Source organism: Hahella sp. NBU794, from assembly GCF_050749805.1.
GTDB lineage: Bacteria > Pseudomonadota > Gammaproteobacteria > Pseudomonadales > Oleiphilaceae > Hahella.
On record NZ_CP192738.1, the window covers coordinates 4,685,703 to 4,703,166 of the forward strand.

Here is a 17,464-nt window from a genome sequence, read left to right on the forward strand (position 1 = left end):
TCGCCGGGACTCCGGCGACGCTTAACGCAAGAAACGATGTTAGCGGGATTTTTTGCGTTTCTGCTTATGTTTGAGCTTCTTAACGTGCTTCATCAAGCGCTCTTTTTTCTTCTGCTGACGTGGCGAAAGCTTGTTCTTTCTGCCTGCAAAGGGGTTCTCGCCGCTACGGAACTCAAAGCGAATCGGCGTACCGACCACTTTTAGCACTTTGCGGAAAGTATTCTCCAGATAACGCTTGTAGCTGTTTGGCAGAGCGTCAGTCTGGTTGCCATGCACAATGATAAGCGGGGGATTCGAGCCGCCTTGGTGCGCATAACGCAACTTGATGCGACGTCCGTTGACCATTGGCGGCTGATGCTGGGAAACAGCGTCTTCCAACAGTGTGGTCAACTGGTTGGTGGACCACTTGGCCATAGCGCTGTCAAAGCACTCATGCACTGACTCGTACAAATGCCCAACGCCGGTGCCATGCAACGCGGAAATAAAGTGGATCTGCGCGTATTCCACAAACCCCATGCGTCGATCGATCTCACGACGCACGTTATCCTTGTCATCCTGAGACATACCGTCCCACTTGTTGATCGCCAGAACCAAAGCACGCCCGGCTTCAATGGCGAAACCAAGCAAATGCAAATCCTGGTCAACAATGCCTTCACGAGCGTCCAGGACCAGCATAACCACATGCGCGTCCTTGATCGCCTGCAAGGTCTTCACTATAGAGAATTTTTCCACCGCCTCGCTGACGTTCTTACGCCGACGCACCCCTGCTGTATCAATCAGGGTATAACGCTCGCCCAATCGCTCGTAGGGGATATAGACAGAGTCCCGGGTGGTGCCGGGCTGATCGAATACCACAACGCGATCTTCACCCAACAAACGGTTCACCAACGTTGATTTACCAACGTTGGGGCGACCGATAATGCCAATGCGGATACCGGAGTCATCTTCGCCTTCCAGCGACTCCTGCTCCGGAAACGGCTCTAACGCTTTTTCGAGCAATGAACGCACGCCGCGGTTATGTGAGGCAGCCGTGTACATGTACTCCTGAAAACCCATCGCGAAAAAGTCCGCCGCCGCCACTTCCGGCTGCATACCATCAATTTTATTCACCACTAAAATGGTGGGCTTGCCACGTACGCGCAACTCTTTGGCGATCATTTCGTCCGCGGGCGTAACGCCTGCTTGCGCGTCCACCACAAACAGCACCACATCCGCCTCGTTCATGGCGGTGAATGACTGCCCCGCCATGGCGGCGTCTATGCCCTGCTCTTCCCCGGTAATCCCCCCGGTATCAACGACAATATAGTGTTTGCCTTCCAACTCGCCTTCGCCGTATTTACGGTCGCGGGTCAGGCCCGGCAGGTCAGCGACGATCGCGTCGCGGCTGCGGGTCATGCGATTAAACAGCGTGGACTTGCCAACATTTGGCCGCCCCACGAGGGCGATTACCGGTTTCATGATCGCGGATATCTCTAAATAATACGGTTACAACTTATACAAGAAACGCGACTTAAATCGCCGCGCGTCAAAATTACTTAATGTCCCAAACGCTCAAATCGCCGTCGCTGCCCAGAATAATCAAATGATTACCATAAATCAGCGGAGCGGCGTTTATGGGTTCGCCGGCAGGATGAATCCGCGCCAGCATGCGGCCATCCACCTGCGACAATATATGCACATAGCCTTCCAGATCGCCTACCGCCAGGTAGTTACCCCAAACGACGGGGGAAGACAGCTCACGATAGGACAAATCAGACTGACGCCAAATTTCCTTTTTGGAATTTCTGTCTACGGCGACCACATCCCCTTCAGTCGTGGAAACATAGATATTGGTAAACCCAATGCCAGGCGTCACATAGCTGGACATAGGCATGGACCACTCTTCCTTGCCATTCATCGGACTCAGACGTGACAGCTGGCCCTGATAGGAAACCGCGAACAGTGCGCCGTCCTGAACCAATACATCGCCATCAATATCCACAAGACGCTCAAGCTCAGTACGCCCCTTCGGCGTCGCTAAGCGCTGTTCCCAGTATAGCTGACCATCGTTAACGCTGACGGCGACGACGGAGCCATTCGCCATACCGGAAATGACACCGTCCTGCAGCAACACCGGCTTCGCGGTGCCCCGAAGAGTCAGTGCAGGCTCATTGCTGGCGAATTCCCATAGCTTCTTGCCGTCTTCTACGTCATAGGCGGCCAATTTTCCATCCAGTGTCTGCACAATGGCCTTGCCTGAACCGGATACAGCCGGAGCCAACACTTCACTGGAAGTAGGCGCGCGCCACAGTATTTCTCCATTTTCCCGGTTCAACGCCAGCAGCTCGCCGTCAAGAGTGGCGACAAAAACTCTGCGATAGTCGCCCCCTACGCCGCCAACCAACGGCTCATCCAGGTCGATATCCCACAGACGTTTACCGCTTTCCAGTTCAATCGCATAGACTTCGCCGTCAATATCGTTAGCGTATATTTTGTCATCAACGACAAAAGGCGCGAACTTCAAAAACTGCTCATCCTGCCCATCTCCAATAGAGCGGGACCATAGACGCTTCAGCTCTACCTCGGGAGTAAAGGATTTCAGCTCAGCGGGGTCGGGACGCACATCGTCGCTGCCGCAACCGCTCAGTAACCCTGCCATAACGAAAAAAAGCGCCCCTAACGGGCGCCATTGAATTCGGAACTTCATGATAGATTTATACGTCCGCCAAATCGTTCAACTTAATCTGCAACAGCTCAGTCGGCAATTCATGCTCTTTTGCGTCTGCCAGCGCCTGCTCATAGGCCGCTTTAGCTTCCGCACGACTTCCCTTCATCTTCAGAATATCTCCAGCGAGCTCCTGAAAGTGAGAGTAAAACGCATCGCCTTTCTGTACTTTCAGGGCCGCCAGCGCATCATCAAATTTCTGCTGCGCCGCCAATACGCGCGCCAAACGCAAAGACACTACGCGCTTGAGCGCCTCGTCTTCAGTCTCCGACGCGGCTGTTTTTAATGCGGTTTCCGCGCCAGCGAAATCCTTTTTCTCTACCGCTTGCTGCGCTTCAAACAACTTTGCATAAAGCGCATAAGTTGTGCCTGGAAATTTAGTCTGAAGCTCAGTCGCCAGGAATGTGATGTTAGCCTGAGACTTTTCGTCGTCAGAAACTTGCGCCGCGCCAGCCGCCTGCACCAGTTCCTGATACATCTGCGACGCCTCTTCTTTCTTTTGTATTTCGTTCTGCTGATAAGCTTTCCAGCCAAAAATCGCAGCCAGAGCCAATCCGATGCCAATCAAGAGCGCATTGCCGTTTTCCTTCCACCAATTCTTAATGGCGGCGATTTGTTCTTCTTCTGTGCGCAATGAATCCACTTGTCTTCTCCTCAACAATAAGCATCAATAACTGTGATTAAATCATTTGTGGCGCGCGCTGGATAAACTCTTCCAGCGACAGCGTTTTTTGTGCCTGATCAGTACGAAGAGGCTTGATCGTTACCTCACGCTGATTTACTTCGTTCTCGCCTAACAAGAGCGCATAAGCCGCCGTGCTCTTGTCCGCTTTCTTCATCTGGGCTTTAAAGCTGCCGCCTCCGCAATTCATAACGACTCGGACGTTCTGCTGCAGGTCTCTCAGCTGTTCAGCGACGTCGAAAGCATACGCCTCAGCTTCGCCACCAAGCGCTGCTATAAAGAAATCAGCGCGATCCTGCAGACTGGCGGGCGTCAGACTTAAGGTTTCCAGCATCAATACCAAACGCTCAACGCCCATGGCGAAACCGACTCCAGGCGTACCTTTGCCACCCAGTTGCGCAACCAGACCATCATAGCGGCCACCAGCGCAAACAGTGCCTTGTGCTCCAAGCGAATCAGTGATCCACTCAAAAACGGTCTTGCCGTAATAATCAAGCCCGCGCACCAGTTTCGGGTTTACGGTATAGCTCAAACCAGCCCTGTCCAGAAACGCTCTAAGTCCAGCAAAATGCTGGGCGGACTCTGCATCCAAGAAGTCATTGAACAGAGGCGCATTTTTGAGAATTTCCTGAGTCTTGGCGTCTTTGCTATCCAATATACGCAGAGGATTGGTGGACAGCCTGCGCCGGCTATCTTCGTCAAGCTGGTCCTCATATTGGCTAAGATATTCAACCAAAGCCTGTCGATATTCCGCTCGCGCTTCCGCTCTACCAATAGAGTTGATGTGCAGCTGGACATGCTCAGAAAGTCCAAGCTTCTTCCACAATCTGGCTGTCATGATGATCAGCTCGGCATCGATGTCCGGACCATTGAAGCCGAAACACTCCACGCCAATTTGATGAAACTGACGATAACGGCCTTTTTGAGGCCGTTCATGACGGAACATGGGACCGCTATACCAGAGACGGCGGGTTTGATTAAACAGCAACCCATGCTCTTCTCCAGCGCGCACGCACCCTGCCGTCCCCTCTGGACGCAAGGTCAGGCTGTCGCCGTTGCGATCTTCGAAGGTGTACATTTCTTTTTCGACGATATCCGTCACTTCGCCAATTGAGCGCTTGAACAGATCCGTCTGCTCGACAATCGGCATTCTGATTTCTTCAATGCCATATTGTTCAAACAGGCAACGTGCTGTTTCTTCCAGATAACGCCAGACTGGCGTTTGCTCTGGCAGCACATCGTTCATGCCCCGAATAGCCTGAATACGCGCCAAAATATTACCTCTAACTAAAAAGTTTCCTGATTGTCGGATATTGACGCTCCGACAATGTTCAAATTTGTGCTAATGACTTAAAGGCTCGAACCTTTGAGCAAATGATGTCGCGGGGGAGACATTTACCCTTTTGCGATCAACGCGTCCAGCTCTTCTTGCTTAGCCGCGGCTTTGCTGCGGATCAACGATTCAAAACGCTCAACCAACTCATCATTATTCAGTTTGTGGTCTGGCTTACCACCTACATAAATCAAGTTGGAAGGTGAACCACCGGTCAAACCTACGTCCGCCTCTTTCGCTTCTCCAGGTCCATTGACGACACAGCCAATGACTGCCACGTCCAGCGGCGTGTTGATGTCCTCAAGGCGGCGCTCAAGCTCGTTCATAGTCTTGATCACGTCGAAATTCTGCCTGGAGCAGCTGGGGCAGGCGATAAAGTTAATCCCCTTAGTGCGCAGCTTAAGGCTCTTGAGAATATCGTAGCCGACGCGAATCTCTTCGACTGGATCCGCCGCCAAAGAAACACGGATCGTATCGCCAATACCATCCATCAGAAGCATTCCCAACCCAATGGCGGATTTGACAGCGCCAGAACGGAACCCACCCGCCTCGGTAATACCAAGATGAAGTGGTTGCTCAATCTGGCCTGCAATTTGGCGATAAGCCGCTACGGTCATGAAAACATCTGACGCTTTCAAACTCACCTTAAAGTTCTGAAAGTCATGACGATCAAGAATATCGATATGGCGCATCGCGGATTCCACCAGGGCTTCCGGCGTAGGCTCCCCATATTTTTTCTGTAAGTCTTTTTCCAGCGACCCGGCGTTAACTCCAATACGAATCGGGATACCGTTATCTTTGGCGGCGCTGATAACTGCTTGCACGCGGTCCTCCCTGCCAATATTTCCCGGGTTGATACGGAGGCAGTCGACTCCCACCTCAGCAACCCGAAGTGCGATCTTGTAGTCGAAGTGGATATCCGCCACCAAAGGTAAAGTAACTCTTTGTTTGATGGCAGCAAAGGCTTCCGCCGCATCCATAGTTGGAACCGATACTCGGACAATATCCGCCCCGGCTTGCTGCAGCTTTTCGATCTGCGCTACAGTCGCATCAACATCACAGGTCTCAGTGTTCGTCATTGACTGTACAGCGATAGGCGCATCTCCACCAACCGGCACAGCGCCAACCATAATCTGGCGCGAACGTCGCCTTTTTATCGGTGACTCAAAATGCATAAAAACAGAACCTCAACGTTCCAAGGTCATTTCAACACGGTTATTGCGTACTCGGTATTGCCCGAAATCCAGAGGATTGCCATTTACCTCCAACTTCACAGCGTCCACCGCGCCGATAATAAAGCGCAAAGGATACTCCCCTTGAAAATCAACCACATCGCCCTGGCGGTATAAGCCCACAACGCGGTTGTTGCTCTTATCTCTCAAATCAAACCAGCAATCCCCAATAAATGTCGCCCGAACAGCAACTTTACCTATCGCAGATTGAGGAGCCGGGGACTCGGACGCTGTAGAAGGAGCTGGCTCGGCTTCAACAGGGGCCTCATCAGTCGCCACCAAAGACTGCTCACTTGTCGAGGGCTCAGAAGCGCCAACATCTTCTGGCTGTAGAAAATCTTCAGGGGACGGCGCCTGATCATCTTCCTCGCGACTTGAACTGTCCAGTGGTATTGGTTCAGCCTCCGTGCCTGAGGTATCTTGCTCATCAGCTGGGACCAGCGACTCAACCACATCGCCACTGTCGCCGCCAGACACAGCCAAATTTTCGACAGAAGTTTCCACTTCCTGGACCGTCGGTTCAGCTTCCTCCGAGGGCACCAACTCTCGTCCCGAGAGGAAGAAGTAAATGAGTCCCGCCGCAACCGCCAACGCCAGCATTATCAGCCACAACCCTCCGCCACTCTTAGGCTTTTCCTCATAGGATGGCGTAGGAGCTGATCTTTCTTCCGTAAAGCCGCCGTCTTCCAGAGATAATTCTTGCTCCAGATCTTCGATCACCCTGTCCTCAGACAGATTGACCAAACGGGCGTAAGCTCTAACATACCCTTTCAAGAACACTAAGCCAGGAAGCTGACTATGTTCGCCATCCTCAATAGCTTTTACATAACGTGGAATAACATGCAGCCGCTCGGCTGTCTCCGGGATGCTCCAGCCCAAATTCTCCCGGGCCTGACGCAATCGGCTGCCCGGTCGATCATTAGCGGCGGGGTTGGATGCGGCCTCGGACGACATAATCAACTACTTCCTTTCATCGTTTTATATTCAGCGGAGTTGGGAAACATGTTCTTCAGCAACAACATCAAAGATGCCTCCTCATTCAAATCCTTCTTCTCCCTGGCGATTTTAATTCCCAACGCCAAGCTCGCGGGTGAATGTGAAGCCCCGCCTCTGCGCACTGACTCCCAGAATGCGCCATACAATTTGTCCGCTTTCGCTAACTCACGCTTTTCAAAATATAAAGATGATAAAGCGAGCACAGCATTGGGCTGACCATGCCTCAGAGTTAGTGACTTCTCATACGCTTTAATAGACTGGTCAATATCTCCCAGCCTTAAACGTATCAAACCTATATTACTAAATATTTGAGCGCGCCCCTCATAGTTCACATCGCTAGAGGCTTTTTCAAACTGCTCCACGGCCTCCTTAAACCGGCCCTGCTCATACAGGTAAGCCGCATAATAAGTACGCCCTCTGGTAAAATTCGCATCAGAGCGAAGTGCGGATTTAAACTGTTTTTCCGCCAAAAATGGTTCTTTTTGGCGCTGATAAACCAGTCCCATCGCCGCCAAAGCTTCCGCATTATCAGGCTTTATCTCCAAAGCCCTTTGAAGTTTCAACAAAGCGCTTTCCATATCTCCCTGCTGAAAATACGCTAGTCCAAGTTGCACATATTGTTGGGCGGCCTTCTCTTCGGAAGCCTTTTTAGTGTAGGGACCAGTTACAGTAGTTACGCACCCTGCAACAGCACCGGATATTAAGACTAACATTAGTGCTGTTTTAAAAGCGTGCCTGAGGTTTTCCATTTTTCTCAACTTAACTATCAATGCCAGCGATATTTTCAAGGTTATAAACAGCCTATCTCTTTCAGGAAGCTCCCCTCCCCCACCGACTAATCTGCTCAATTAAGCAGAAGCTCTGCCGTCAGGGGAAACATTAATGTTTTGCAAAGGGATATACTTCTGACTTCTCCGCGTCCGATCTTCGACGCGCCCCACTAACTGGCCGCAGGCGGCATCAATATCATCACCGCGCGTGGTGCGAACGGTGGCGACATAGCCTGCATCGCTCAGTACTTTTTGGAACCTTAATGTCGCGTTTCGGGAGGGACGCTCATAACCGCTGTTGGGGAACGGATTGAATGGAATCAAGTTAATCTTGCATGGCAGGTCGCGCAGTAAGTCACGCAACTCACTAGCATGCGTCTCGCTGTCGTTTACACCTGCAATCAGGGTGTATTCCACTGTAATACGACGCTTGTCAGACAGTTTGCCCAGATAACGATGGCAGGCCGCCAACAGCTCTTCTATCGGATACTTTTTATTGACTGGAACTAGCACATCTCGCAACGGATTATTTGGCGCATGCAAGGAAATGGCGAGAGAGACATCCGTCACATCGCCCAGCTTATCAAGGGCGGGAACAAGTCCAGAAGTGCTGACGGTCAGTCGGCGCTTGGAAATACCGAAGCCGAAGTCATCCATCATGACATCGCAGGCGCGCACGACGTTGTCGAAATTCAATAAGGGCTCGCCCATTCCCATAAAGACAATGTTGGTGACGTAGCGCTCTTTGGAAAGATCATAATCGCCGAAAGATCTCGCTGCTATCCACAACTGACCGATTATTTCAGCGGAGTTTAAATTACGGTTGAATCCCTGCTTTCCAGTAGAACAGAAACTGCAATCGAGGGAGCATCCTATCTGAGAAGAAACACACAATGTACCCCGGCCATTATCCGGAATATAAACGGTTTCAATACTGTTGCCGCCGGCCAATCGCATAACCCACTTACGGGTGCCGTCAGCAGAAATATCTTCATAAATAACTTCTGGCACGGAAACTTCAGCTACTTCTTTCAGCTTTTCCCGTAGCGCCTTACTCATATTCGTCATGAGGTCAAAGTCAGATACGCCAAGGTGATACATCCACTTCATCAACTGAGTGGCGCGGAATTTTTTCTCTCCCAACGACTCGAAAAAAGACTCGAGATCGGAACGATTCATTCCCAGTAAATTAATTTTAGCGTTGGCGCCTGACATGCTATACCTCTTAAAAAGAGTGCAGCGATAGTGCTGCACTCGATTAATTGCCTTGACTGATAAGTTTATATCAGCTGCGTGGGCAGATTTCGTTCTCGCTGAAGAAATAAGCCACTTCGCGCTCTGCAGACGCTGCAGAGTCGGAGCCGTGCACCGCGTTCGCGTCAATAGAGGAAGCGAAGTCTGCGCGAATAGTGCCTGGCTCAGCTTCTTTAGGGTTGGTTGCGCCCATCAGTTGACGGTTCAGAGCGATGGCGTTTTCACCTTCCAGCGCTTGAACAACAACAGGACCGGAAGTCATGAAAGCAACTAGATCTGGGAAAAATCCACGTTCTTTGTGTTCAGCATAAAAGCCTTCAGCCTGCTCTTGCGACAGGTGCAGCATTTTTGCAGCCACAACACGCAGACCGGCTTTCTCAAAACGCGAATAGATTTCGCCGATTACATTTTTAGCCACTGCGTCGGGCTTGATGATTGACAGCGTACGTTCTACGGCCATCGATATGCTCTCCAAAATCAGGGTTATAACAACTTTAGGTTTATATTCTGAACAGGCGATTATACGCATGTTCCAGGGAAAGTTACACTCCGCTCCTAACACGAAAAAGACGCCCGCGACATAAGTGTCAAACGAGCGGCAATTGCGACAGCGGACGCCCGATGCATTCAGCTTAAAATTGCATCAGACGCAGATTTAAATTTTGTTAACAAGAATAAAGAAAGCGCCCTCTACCAGGGTCTTCCGCATTAATTGCCCAGCTTCGCCTTCCACGCCGGCGACAACTCGCGCAATTTATTCACTGCAGTGATAATGACATCCGCGGCGACATCAACATCTTCTTCCTGAGTAAAACGCCCCATAGAAATACGCAGAGAGCTGAGCGCCAACTCATCCGGCACGCCAATTCCCCTCAACACATAAGAGGGCTCCAGCGAAGCGGAGGTACATGCCGAACCGGTTGAGACCGCAAGGTCTCGCATCGCCATCAGCAGCGACTCGCCATCGACATACCCGAAACTAATATTCAACGTACCCGGTAGCCTATTGGATTCGGAACCGTTCAAATGGATCTCTGGCAATACAGACAGCGACCGCCACAATCTGTCGCGCAACCCTGTCAGTCGCTCAGCTTCTTCCGCCAGGCTTTCCCCAGCCAGCTCGAAAGCCACCCCCATGCCAACAATCTGGTGAGTTGGCAGCGTACCGGAGCGCATGCCCCGCTCATGGCCGCCACCATGGATCTGAGCGTCTACGCCGACAAATGGGTTTCTTCGAACGTAGAGCGCCCCTACGCCTTTAGGCCCGTATATTTTATGCGCACAACAGGACAACAGGTCGACAGGCATGGTTTTCATATCGACAACCAACTTGCCCACAGACTGCGCCGCATCCACATGAAAAAACGCTTGATGCCCACGCAACAACTCACCAATGGCCTGAATATCGTTAACGCTACCCAATTCATTATTGGCGTGCATCAGAGAAACGAGAATAGTATCGTCGCGCAGCGCATCCTTAACCGACTCCGGGCTGATGACTCCATCTTTATCTGGTTTCAGATAGGTCACGTCATAACCCTGCTTTTCGAGGTAGGCGCAAGGGTCCAGCACAGCTTTGTGCTCAATCGCACTGGTAATGACATGGCGACCTTTTTCAGCATAGCGACTCGCCACACCTTTAATGGCGAGGTTATCCGCCTCTGTGGCGCCGGAAGTCCAAACAATCTCCCGAGGATCAGCGCCAATCAAATCCGCTACTTGGCGACGCCCTTTCTCCACCATCTCCTCTGCGCGCCAGCCGTAAATATGCGAGCGGGACGCCGGGTTCGCGAAGACGCCATCCAACGTCAGACAGTTGCTCATCGCCTCGGCGACCCTGGGGTCCACCGGGGTAGTGGCGGCATAGTCGAGATATATAGGTTTCTTCATTATTTCAATTATCCATATCCAGGTACTTCAGCGCTCCCCGCGCCCGCTCTAACAATGACACGAGAGAAATCAGGTTAACCAATATCGACTAAAGAGATGCCTGTCTCGCCCGCTCGCTTTCTTTCACTCTGCCTCTCGGCGATTTCCTGCACCGCCCGACTGGAGACAAGCTCCTCCAGACTGATACTACTGAGATAATCATGAATACGTTCGCTAAGATCCTGCCACAAATGGTGGGTTAGACAAATTTCGCCGCCCTGGCAGTCCCCTTTTCGTCCACACCTTGTCGCATCTATTGACTCGTTAACCGCCTCAATAATTTCAGCTACTGCGGTTTCGCCGAGCGGGCGCGCCAACTTATAACCACCACCTGGCCCTCTGACGCTGGACACCAGACGATTACGCCTCAATTTGGCGAACAATTGCTCAAGATATGAAAGCGAGATGCCCTGACGCGCCGAGATATCCGCCAGACTGACAGGGCCGCCATCACCGTGCAGCGCCAAATCCAGCATGGCGGTCACCGCATAGCGGCCTTTGGTGGTCAAGCGCATGATCAAACCCCTAAATAATTTAGGGCATTATGAAATGACCCTGCAAACTGATCAAGTATTACGGATTATGTCGGCAGACTACTTGTCTTCGCGGACACATTCAAAATCCTCACTCTTCAGAGGGGGCAGCTCACCATTTCGATATTCCACGTCCAACTTATGCAGGCACTTGCACATGGACTCCAGACGATCGTCCACCGCCTGCATATGATCCAGCATTGCGCGAATAGAGCGCGCCACCGGATCAGGCATCTCTTCGCTCAGTCCATATGCGTCAAAGCCCATTTTCTCTTCCATGGCTTTACGGCGATCTGATTCCGGCTCTGTTTTCTTAACGATCACGCGCCCCGGAATGCCCACCACTGTGGCATTAGGCGGCACTTCCTTAGTGACCACAGCATTGGAACCTACTTTCGAGTTATCCCCAACAGTGAATGGCCCCAGGATCTTGGCGCCAGCGCCAACGACCACGCCATTTCCCAGCGTAGGATGGCGTTTGCCTGCATTCCAGCTGGTTCCACCCAAAGTAACCCCCTGATACAGGGTCACATCGTCACCGATTTCCGCAGTTTCCCCAATCACCACTCCCATGCCGTGATCGATGAAAAAACGGCGACCAATCTTCGCACCCGGATGTATTTCAATCCCGGTCATCCAACGACTAAATGTGGAGAGAAAGCGCGCCAACCACTTCAATCCCTTTTTCCACAACCAGTGACTAATGCGATGCGCCAGCAACGCATGCAGGCCGGGGTAGCAAGTCAGCACCTCAAAGGCGTTTCTGGCCGCCGGGTCCCGGTGAAAGACACTTCTTATGTCCTCTTTTAACTGTGCTAACATGATTCGCCCCGATTATTTCTTTTGCCAAGTTCCCGCCACTTTCTGCGTGGATCGTAGAATGCCTCGCAGAATGTTAATTTCCATCTTATCCAAACGCGCGCGCTGATACAGTCGCCGCAGTCGCGACATCAATTGCCTTGGATTTTCCGGATCATGGAAGTCGATATCGATGAGCGTTTGCTCCAAGTGGACCAGATAGCGCTCAACTTCATCCGCCGTCGCGGCTTCGACATCCCACCCTGTATCGCCAGGACCGTCCAACCTCTGGATATATGATTGATTCTCTTCGTTTTCAAGCAGCCACCGCATGTGGAGCTCGTAACAAATCACTTGCGCCGCCATCGCAACGTTTAAAGATGAGTAATCAGGATTTGATGGGATATGAACATGCAAATGACAGCGTTGTAGCTCTTCGTTGGTGAGCCCCCGCTCTTCCCGCCCAAATACAATCGCCACCTCGCCCTGGGTCGTCGCAATATGATCATAGACATCATCCGCCAAATCTCGCGGATTTCTCACTGGCCAGGGAATACTCCGGCCTCTTGCGCTGGTTCCCACCACTAGCACACAACCAGCGATAGCCTCATCCAAACTCGCAACCACTTGAGCGCCATCCAACACATCTAAGGCTCCGGATGCACGACTTATTGCATCATCATCTGGAAATCGATCTGGCTCCACCAGCACTAATCGAGACAGCCGCATGTTTTTCATCACGCGCGCTGTAGCGCCGATATTACCGGGATGAGAGGTGTTGACCAGCACAATACGGATGTTTTCCAGCATTTTTACACCTTTTTAAAAGTGCGCAATGGTAGCAGAATTGTATGCAAATGCCTCCCCCAACTGAGATTGAAACATCGCCATGACTCCGCTTCCTGGCGCGCCCCGCGACCTTTTCTATAATTTAACCCGTAAGTAGATTTCTGGGTGTGTTTACACGACGGAGTTGCTATCATTAGCGCCCTTTTTAAAACCGTTCTTTACAAAGTAGTGATCAAACCATGCAGCCAATGATTAATATTGCCTTGCGCGCAATTCGCTCGTCCAATGAGCAAATCAACATGATTCTTGAACGTGAAGAGTTGTCTTTTACCGATCCGGAAAAGCTAAAGAGAGTCATTGCACGCGTTGACGCCGCTTTCTACGATAATTTGTCCCGCGCCCTACAACGGGCCTACCCGACCCATCAAATCAACAAAAAAGGCGATTTGAAAGGCGCCCCGAAAAGCGTCAGCTGGCACATCATGCCTGTACACAACACCGCCAGCCTCGTACGCGGCCTATCTGACTGGTGTTTTTCACTTGTCTGCAAAAAGAATGATCAGACCGAACACGCCATCATTATTTTCCCTGTAACCGGCGACGAATACACAGCAAGCCGGGGCGGCGGAGCATCATTGAACGGCAAACGCATCCGCGTTTCCGGCACAAAAGAGCTGGAGCTATCCGTGCTGTCCACTAACATTTTAGAAGGCGTTGGCAAAAGAGAAGAGCCTGCAACCTTGCTGGAAGCTTATGCGGAACTGGATAAGAGCTGCTTCGGCGTAAGAAGTGCACACTGCATCCCACAGGAGCTGGCCTACCTGGCTTCCGGAAAAATCGACGTCGCGATTCTGAACAACATCAACCCGCTTGAGACGGCAGCTGGTTTACTTATCGCCAAAGAAGCCGGCGCTCTGCACAGCGATGTCCGCGGCAACCCGCTAAATGAAAGAAGCCGCTCCATTATTTGCTGCAACCCTAAAATGCTTAAGCCCGTCTCACAAAAAGCCCACAAATTGGCTGAGCTATTGAAATAACAAACAGCCCAAAAAGCTCTTTTACATCACAAGAGCTCACAAAAAAGCCGGTCATATGACCGGCTTTTTATTTGGCTGTGACCCGTCCTGTATATAATTGACGGGTCTATACCAGGAAGAAGATCGCCTTAGGGGCGATCATCCAACTCAGCGCCTTCTTTCACAGGAATCATCAAATCTTCTTTACTGATATTCATAATCAGCAACAGGTTGCTAGCGACATATATTGAGGAATAGGTACCGACAACAATACCTACGATCAACGCCGTCGAAAATCCTTTAAGCGCAGGACCTCCGAACAAGAACAAGGCCAACAGAACCAACAAAGTGGTTAAGCCGGTGACAATGGTACGAGACAGGGTTTGCGTCAAAGAAATATTAATGATGCTTACCGGCGTTTCCTCACGCAGGCGACGGAAGTTCTCACGTACGCGGTCGCTCACAACGATGGTGTCGTTCAATGAATAACCGATTACCGCCAACACCGCCGCCAACACGTTCAAATCGAAGTCCCACTGAAACAGGGAGAACATCCCAACCGTGATAATGACGTCATGCACCAACGCCAACACAGCGCCAACAGAGAACTTGAACTGAAAGCGGAAAGCGATATAGAGCATGATGACGCCAAGCGCCAACAGCAAACCCAATCCCCCCTGTTCGCGCAACTCTTCGCCGACCTGAGATCCAACGAACTCGGAACGACTCAGACTTACTTGCGCCCCATCCGCAGACAGCGCATTCACCACTTCCGTGCCGATGGACTCGCTGTGATCTTGCTGCAAACGAACTAGGATGCTGGTGTCAGAACCAAACTTCTGCACAACGAAGTTTTCATATTTGTGAGCCTCAAGCTGATGCCGCACATCATTGATTTGCGGCGCTTTGGCGTACTCCACCTCTACCAGCGTACCGCCGGTAAAATCTAACCCGAAAGACAAGCCGCGAGTAGCGATGGACACGATAGATACAATGATCATTATCACAGACAAAGCCAGCGCAGGCTTCGCTATGCCCATAAAGTTATAAACTTTTTCATCAGACATAGTTATGCCTCCTTAACCTTGCTTGACGCCGCCAATGGACAAACTGCCAATATTGCGGCCGCCGTAAATCATATTGACTACTGCGCGAGTTACGGTAATCGCAGTAAACATGGAGGTCAGAATCCCGATAGACAGCGTAACAGCGAAACCTTTGACCGGGCCTGTGCCGATTGCGAACAAGATCAACGCCGCAATCAAAGTGGTCACGTTGGCGTCAAAAATAGATACGAATGCGCGATCATAACCAGCATGAATCGCCGACTGAGGCGGCAGCCCGTTACGCAACTCTTCACGAATTCGTTCGTAGATCAGCACGTTGGCGTCGACCGCCATCCCCACCGTCAATACGATACCCGCAATACCCGGCAGAGTCAGCGTCGCCGACAGCAAGGACATGACCGCGATCAGAATAAAGACGTTGGCCGCCAAAGCGATATTGGCCACGATACCGAATACACGGTAGTAAACGATCATAAACAGCATGACCAGCACGAAGCCAATAGCTACGGAAGTGGCGCCGTCTTTAATGTTCTCTAGCCCCAAGCTGGGACCGACAGTACGCTCTTCAACAAAATAGATTGGAGCCGCCAATGCGCCGGAACGCAGAAGCAAAGCCAGTTCTTTGGCTTCAAATACAGAGTCCAGACCCGTTATACGGAAGCTGTTTCCTAACGGCGACTGTATGGTGGCGAGACTGATGATTTTCTTTTCTACGTAGCGGCGCTTCTTGGGCTGCCCAGTTGTGGACTTGGTATCCACGTCTTCTTTGTATTCAACGAAGAGCACGCCCATATTGCGCTGTACAGCATCCTTGGTGACGTGGAACATTTTGTTGCCGCCCAAGGAGTCCAGCTTAATGTTAACTTCAGGACGACCATTCTGGTCAAAGGACTGCTGCGCATTGGCGACGCTGCCGCCAGTAATAATTATGTCGCGCTCCAAGCTTGCAGTGCGTGGCTCTGAGCGGAATTCAAACTTTTCAATCGAACCCGCCGAAGCATCTGGACGCGCCTCGAGGCGGAACTCCAGGTTAGCAGTGGAGCCTAAGATGCGTTTGGCTTCCGCCGTGTCTTGCACGCCCGGCAATTCCACAACGATACGCCCACGTCCTTGACGCTGAACCAAAGGCTCGGCGACGCCCAGCTCGTTAACCCGATTACGCAAGGTGCTTAAGTTCTGGGAAATGGCGTAGTCTTCGATCTCTTTCGCCCGGCTCTCCAGCAGGGTCAGCTTCACCATAAACAAGCCGTTCTCTTCGGCGCTTTCCGCCAAAAAGTCGCCAAACTCACGACGCGCCAGAGACAACGCATTATCGCGATCATCTTCGTCACGGAAACCTACAGAGATCTGCTTTGGCGGCAGAATATCCACCGACTTGTAACGCAACCCTTCTTCTCTCAGCTTGGTTTTAATGTCGCCCTGGGTAATTTCCATTGTCGTGGCGACCGCTTTCGCCAGATCCACCTCCATCAGGAAGTGCACCCCGCCACGCAAGTCCAGACCCAGCTTCATGGGCGCAGCGCCCAAACTGGACAACCATGCCGGCGTTGTCGGCGCCAGGTTCAACGCCACAACGTAGTCATTGCCCAAAGCGCTCTTGACGTGAGGCTGTGCGTCCAACTGAGTATCGTTGTCCGCAAAGCGTATGATGATGTTCTTCTCGCCGACTTTCGCTTCGCCGTATGCAATGCCCGCTTCGTCCAGGGAGTCGGTGGCTTTTTTCAGCACGCTCTCGTCAACCCCGATGGAGCCGCGAGATCCGCTTATCTGCAAAGCGTAGTCATCAGGATACAAATTCGGTAAGGCGTAAATAAAGCCCATCATCAGCACTATGACAACGAGCAGATTTTTCCAAAGTGGGTATTTATTGAGCATGCCGTAAAAGGCTCCCTATTGTTTATCTCTATGCCGGGGAATAGGCGCGCCATGCAGGCGTTCGCAGAAATTGAACGCCTGACGCAGGCCCGGCGCGCATGCGCGGCCGTCTTAGATATCTTTCAAAGTGCCTTTGGGCAACGCTGCGGTCACCGCCATTTTCTGCACTTTGATTTCCACTTTGTCAGCAATCTCAACTACCAGGAAGTCGTCCTTCACACGCACGATTTTTCCAGCAATGCCGCCGTTGACTAACACTTCGTCGTTCTTGTTCAAACCGCCCAGCAGCTCTCTGTGCTCTTTGGCCCGCTTGCTCTGGGGACGCCATACCAGAAAGTAGAAAATCAGCACGAAACCGCCGAGGAACAGGATCTGCATCACCGCACTCGGTCCTTGAGGACCCGGAGCTGGCTCAGCCGCAGCAATAGCAGGCATCAGCAGGGCGAACAGCGTGCCTAACAGCACATGTAGCTTACGCATAAGAAA

The 17,464-nt window shown here is 51.6% G+C and carries 17 protein-coding genes; 1 reads left to right on the forward strand and 16 read right to left on the reverse strand.

What is annotated here, in order from left to right:
- Positions 1-39 precede the first annotated feature (39 nt).
- The 13 genes from der to trmJ form a co-directional block, all read right to left on the reverse strand.
- A complete protein-coding gene (der, locus tag ACQYWX_RS20425) occupies positions 40-1,458 on the reverse strand; it encodes a ribosome biogenesis GTPase Der (RefSeq protein WP_127972084.1) in 1,419 nt (472 codons plus the stop codon).
- A 73-nt stretch (positions 1,459-1,531) separates the two neighbouring features.
- Positions 1,532-2,638, reverse strand: coding sequence for an outer membrane protein assembly factor BamB (gene bamB, locus ACQYWX_RS20430; RefSeq protein ID WP_253938379.1), 1,107 nt, complete (start codon positions 2,636-2,638; stop codon positions 1,532-1,534).
- A gap of 55 nt (positions 2,639-2,693) precedes the next feature.
- Complete coding sequence (locus ACQYWX_RS20435) at positions 2,694-3,347, reverse strand: YfgM family protein (protein WP_431686154.1); 654 nt, start codon at positions 3,345-3,347, stop codon at positions 2,694-2,696.
- A gap of 37 nt (positions 3,348-3,384) precedes the next feature.
- Entirely contained in the window at positions 3,385-4,662 is a 1,278-nt protein-coding gene (gene hisS / locus ACQYWX_RS20440) for a histidine--tRNA ligase (protein WP_431689525.1), read from the reverse strand.
- A gap of 119 nt (positions 4,663-4,781) precedes the next feature.
- On the reverse strand, positions 4,782-5,894 hold the full coding sequence (gene ispG, locus ACQYWX_RS20445) for a flavodoxin-dependent (E)-4-hydroxy-3-methylbut-2-enyl-diphosphate synthase (RefSeq protein ID WP_127972092.1): 1,113 nt from the start codon (positions 5,892-5,894) through the stop codon (positions 4,782-4,784).
- Between the two features lie 12 nt (positions 5,895-5,906).
- On the reverse strand, positions 5,907-6,905 hold the full coding sequence (locus tag ACQYWX_RS20450; protein WP_431686155.1) for a RodZ domain-containing protein: 999 nt from the start codon (positions 6,903-6,905) through the stop codon (positions 5,907-5,909).
- Between the two features lie 2 nt (positions 6,906-6,907).
- Complete coding sequence (pilW, locus tag ACQYWX_RS20455; protein ID WP_431686156.1) at positions 6,908-7,795, reverse strand: type IV pilus biogenesis/stability protein PilW; 888 nt, start codon at positions 7,793-7,795, stop codon at positions 6,908-6,910.
- Entirely contained in the window at positions 7,796-8,932 is a 1,137-nt protein-coding gene (gene rlmN, locus ACQYWX_RS20460; RefSeq protein ID WP_431686157.1) for a 23S rRNA (adenine(2503)-C(2))-methyltransferase RlmN, read from the reverse strand.
- Between the two features lie 70 nt (positions 8,933-9,002).
- Positions 9,003-9,431, reverse strand: coding sequence for a nucleoside-diphosphate kinase (gene ndk / locus ACQYWX_RS20465; protein ID WP_127972100.1), 429 nt, complete (start codon positions 9,429-9,431; stop codon positions 9,003-9,005).
- A 248-nt stretch (positions 9,432-9,679) separates the two neighbouring features.
- Positions 9,680-10,861 carry an IscS subfamily cysteine desulfurase gene (locus tag ACQYWX_RS20470; RefSeq protein WP_431686158.1) on the reverse strand — a complete coding sequence of 394 codons (1,182 nt, stop codon included), beginning with the start codon at positions 10,859-10,861 and terminating at the stop codon, positions 9,680-9,682.
- 74 nt (positions 10,862-10,935) lie between these two features.
- Positions 10,936-11,415, reverse strand: a complete 480-nt coding sequence (iscR, locus tag ACQYWX_RS20475) for a Fe-S cluster assembly transcriptional regulator IscR (protein ID WP_431686159.1) — start codon at positions 11,413-11,415, stop codon at positions 10,936-10,938.
- A gap of 78 nt (positions 11,416-11,493) precedes the next feature.
- Complete coding sequence (cysE, locus tag ACQYWX_RS20480; RefSeq protein ID WP_431686160.1) at positions 11,494-12,255, reverse strand: serine O-acetyltransferase; 762 nt, start codon at positions 12,253-12,255, stop codon at positions 11,494-11,496.
- Positions 12,256-12,267: 12 nt separating this feature from the next.
- A complete protein-coding gene (trmJ, locus tag ACQYWX_RS20485) occupies positions 12,268-13,041 on the reverse strand; it encodes a tRNA (cytosine(32)/uridine(32)-2'-O)-methyltransferase TrmJ (protein ID WP_216737419.1) in 774 nt (257 codons plus the stop codon).
- A 218-nt stretch (positions 13,042-13,259) separates the two neighbouring features.
- Here trmJ and ACQYWX_RS20490 point away from each other — a divergent pair, with 218 nt between their 5' ends.
- The gene (locus ACQYWX_RS20490; protein ID WP_431686161.1) at positions 13,260-14,057 is read left to right on the forward strand and encodes an inositol monophosphatase family protein; all 798 of its coding nucleotides are present in this window, start codon (positions 13,260-13,262) and stop codon (positions 14,055-14,057) included.
- A gap of 128 nt (positions 14,058-14,185) precedes the next feature.
- Here the strand turns inward: ACQYWX_RS20490 and secF are convergent, their stop codons facing one another.
- From secF to yajC, 3 genes are all read right to left on the reverse strand, one after another.
- Positions 14,186-15,103, reverse strand: a complete 918-nt coding sequence (gene secF / locus ACQYWX_RS20495) for a protein translocase subunit SecF (RefSeq protein ID WP_431686162.1) — start codon at positions 15,101-15,103, stop codon at positions 14,186-14,188.
- Positions 15,104-15,115: 12 nt separating this feature from the next.
- Positions 15,116-16,978 carry a protein translocase subunit SecD gene (gene secD / locus ACQYWX_RS20500; RefSeq protein ID WP_279508199.1) on the reverse strand — a complete coding sequence of 621 codons (1,863 nt, stop codon included), beginning with the start codon at positions 16,976-16,978 and terminating at the stop codon, positions 15,116-15,118.
- A gap of 111 nt (positions 16,979-17,089) precedes the next feature.
- Positions 17,090-17,458: a preprotein translocase subunit YajC gene (gene yajC, locus ACQYWX_RS20505; RefSeq protein WP_127972116.1), complete on the reverse strand. Its 369-nt coding sequence runs from the start codon at positions 17,456-17,458 to the stop codon at positions 17,090-17,092.
- Positions 17,459-17,464 lie beyond the last annotated feature (6 nt).

Coding starts and splice junctions, on each gene's coding strand:
- yajC (WP_127972116.1), bottom strand. CDS start 17,458: ATGCGTAAGCTACATGTGCTGTTAGGCACGCTGTTCGCCCTGCTGATG.
- secF (WP_431686162.1), bottom strand. CDS start 15,103: ATGTCTGATGAAAAAGTTTATAACTTTATGGGCATAGCGAAGCCTGCG.
- iscR (WP_431686159.1), bottom strand. CDS start 11,415: ATGCGCTTGACCACCAAAGGCCGCTATGCGGTGACCGCCATGCTGGAT.
- ACQYWX_RS20490 (WP_431686161.1), top strand. CDS start 13,260: ATGCAGCCAATGATTAATATTGCCTTGCGCGCAATTCGCTCGTCCAAT.
- ndk (WP_127972100.1), bottom strand. CDS start 9,431: ATGGCCGTAGAACGTACGCTGTCAATCATCAAGCCCGACGCAGTGGCT.
- ispG (WP_127972092.1), bottom strand. CDS start 5,894: ATGCATTTTGAGTCACCGATAAAAAGGCGACGTTCGCGCCAGATTATG.
- ACQYWX_RS20450 (WP_431686155.1), bottom strand. CDS start 6,905: ATGTCGTCCGAGGCCGCATCCAACCCCGCCGCTAATGATCGACCGGGC.
- ACQYWX_RS20470 (WP_431686158.1), bottom strand. CDS start 10,861: ATGAAGAAACCTATATATCTCGACTATGCCGCCACTACCCCGGTGGAC.
- cysE (WP_431686160.1), bottom strand. CDS start 12,255: ATGTTAGCACAGTTAAAAGAGGACATAAGAAGTGTCTTTCACCGGGAC.
- rlmN (WP_431686157.1), bottom strand. CDS start 8,932: ATGTCAGGCGCCAACGCTAAAATTAATTTACTGGGAATGAATCGTTCC.
- der (WP_127972084.1), bottom strand. CDS start 1,458: ATGAAACCGGTAATCGCCCTCGTGGGGCGGCCAAATGTTGGCAAGTCC.
- trmJ (WP_216737419.1), bottom strand. CDS start 13,041: ATGCTGGAAAACATCCGTATTGTGCTGGTCAACACCTCTCATCCCGGT.
- secD (WP_279508199.1), bottom strand. CDS start 16,978: ATGCTCAATAAATACCCACTTTGGAAAAATCTGCTCGTTGTCATAGTG.
- bamB (WP_253938379.1), bottom strand. CDS start 2,638: ATGGCAGGGTTACTGAGCGGTTGCGGCAGCGACGATGTGCGTCCCGAC.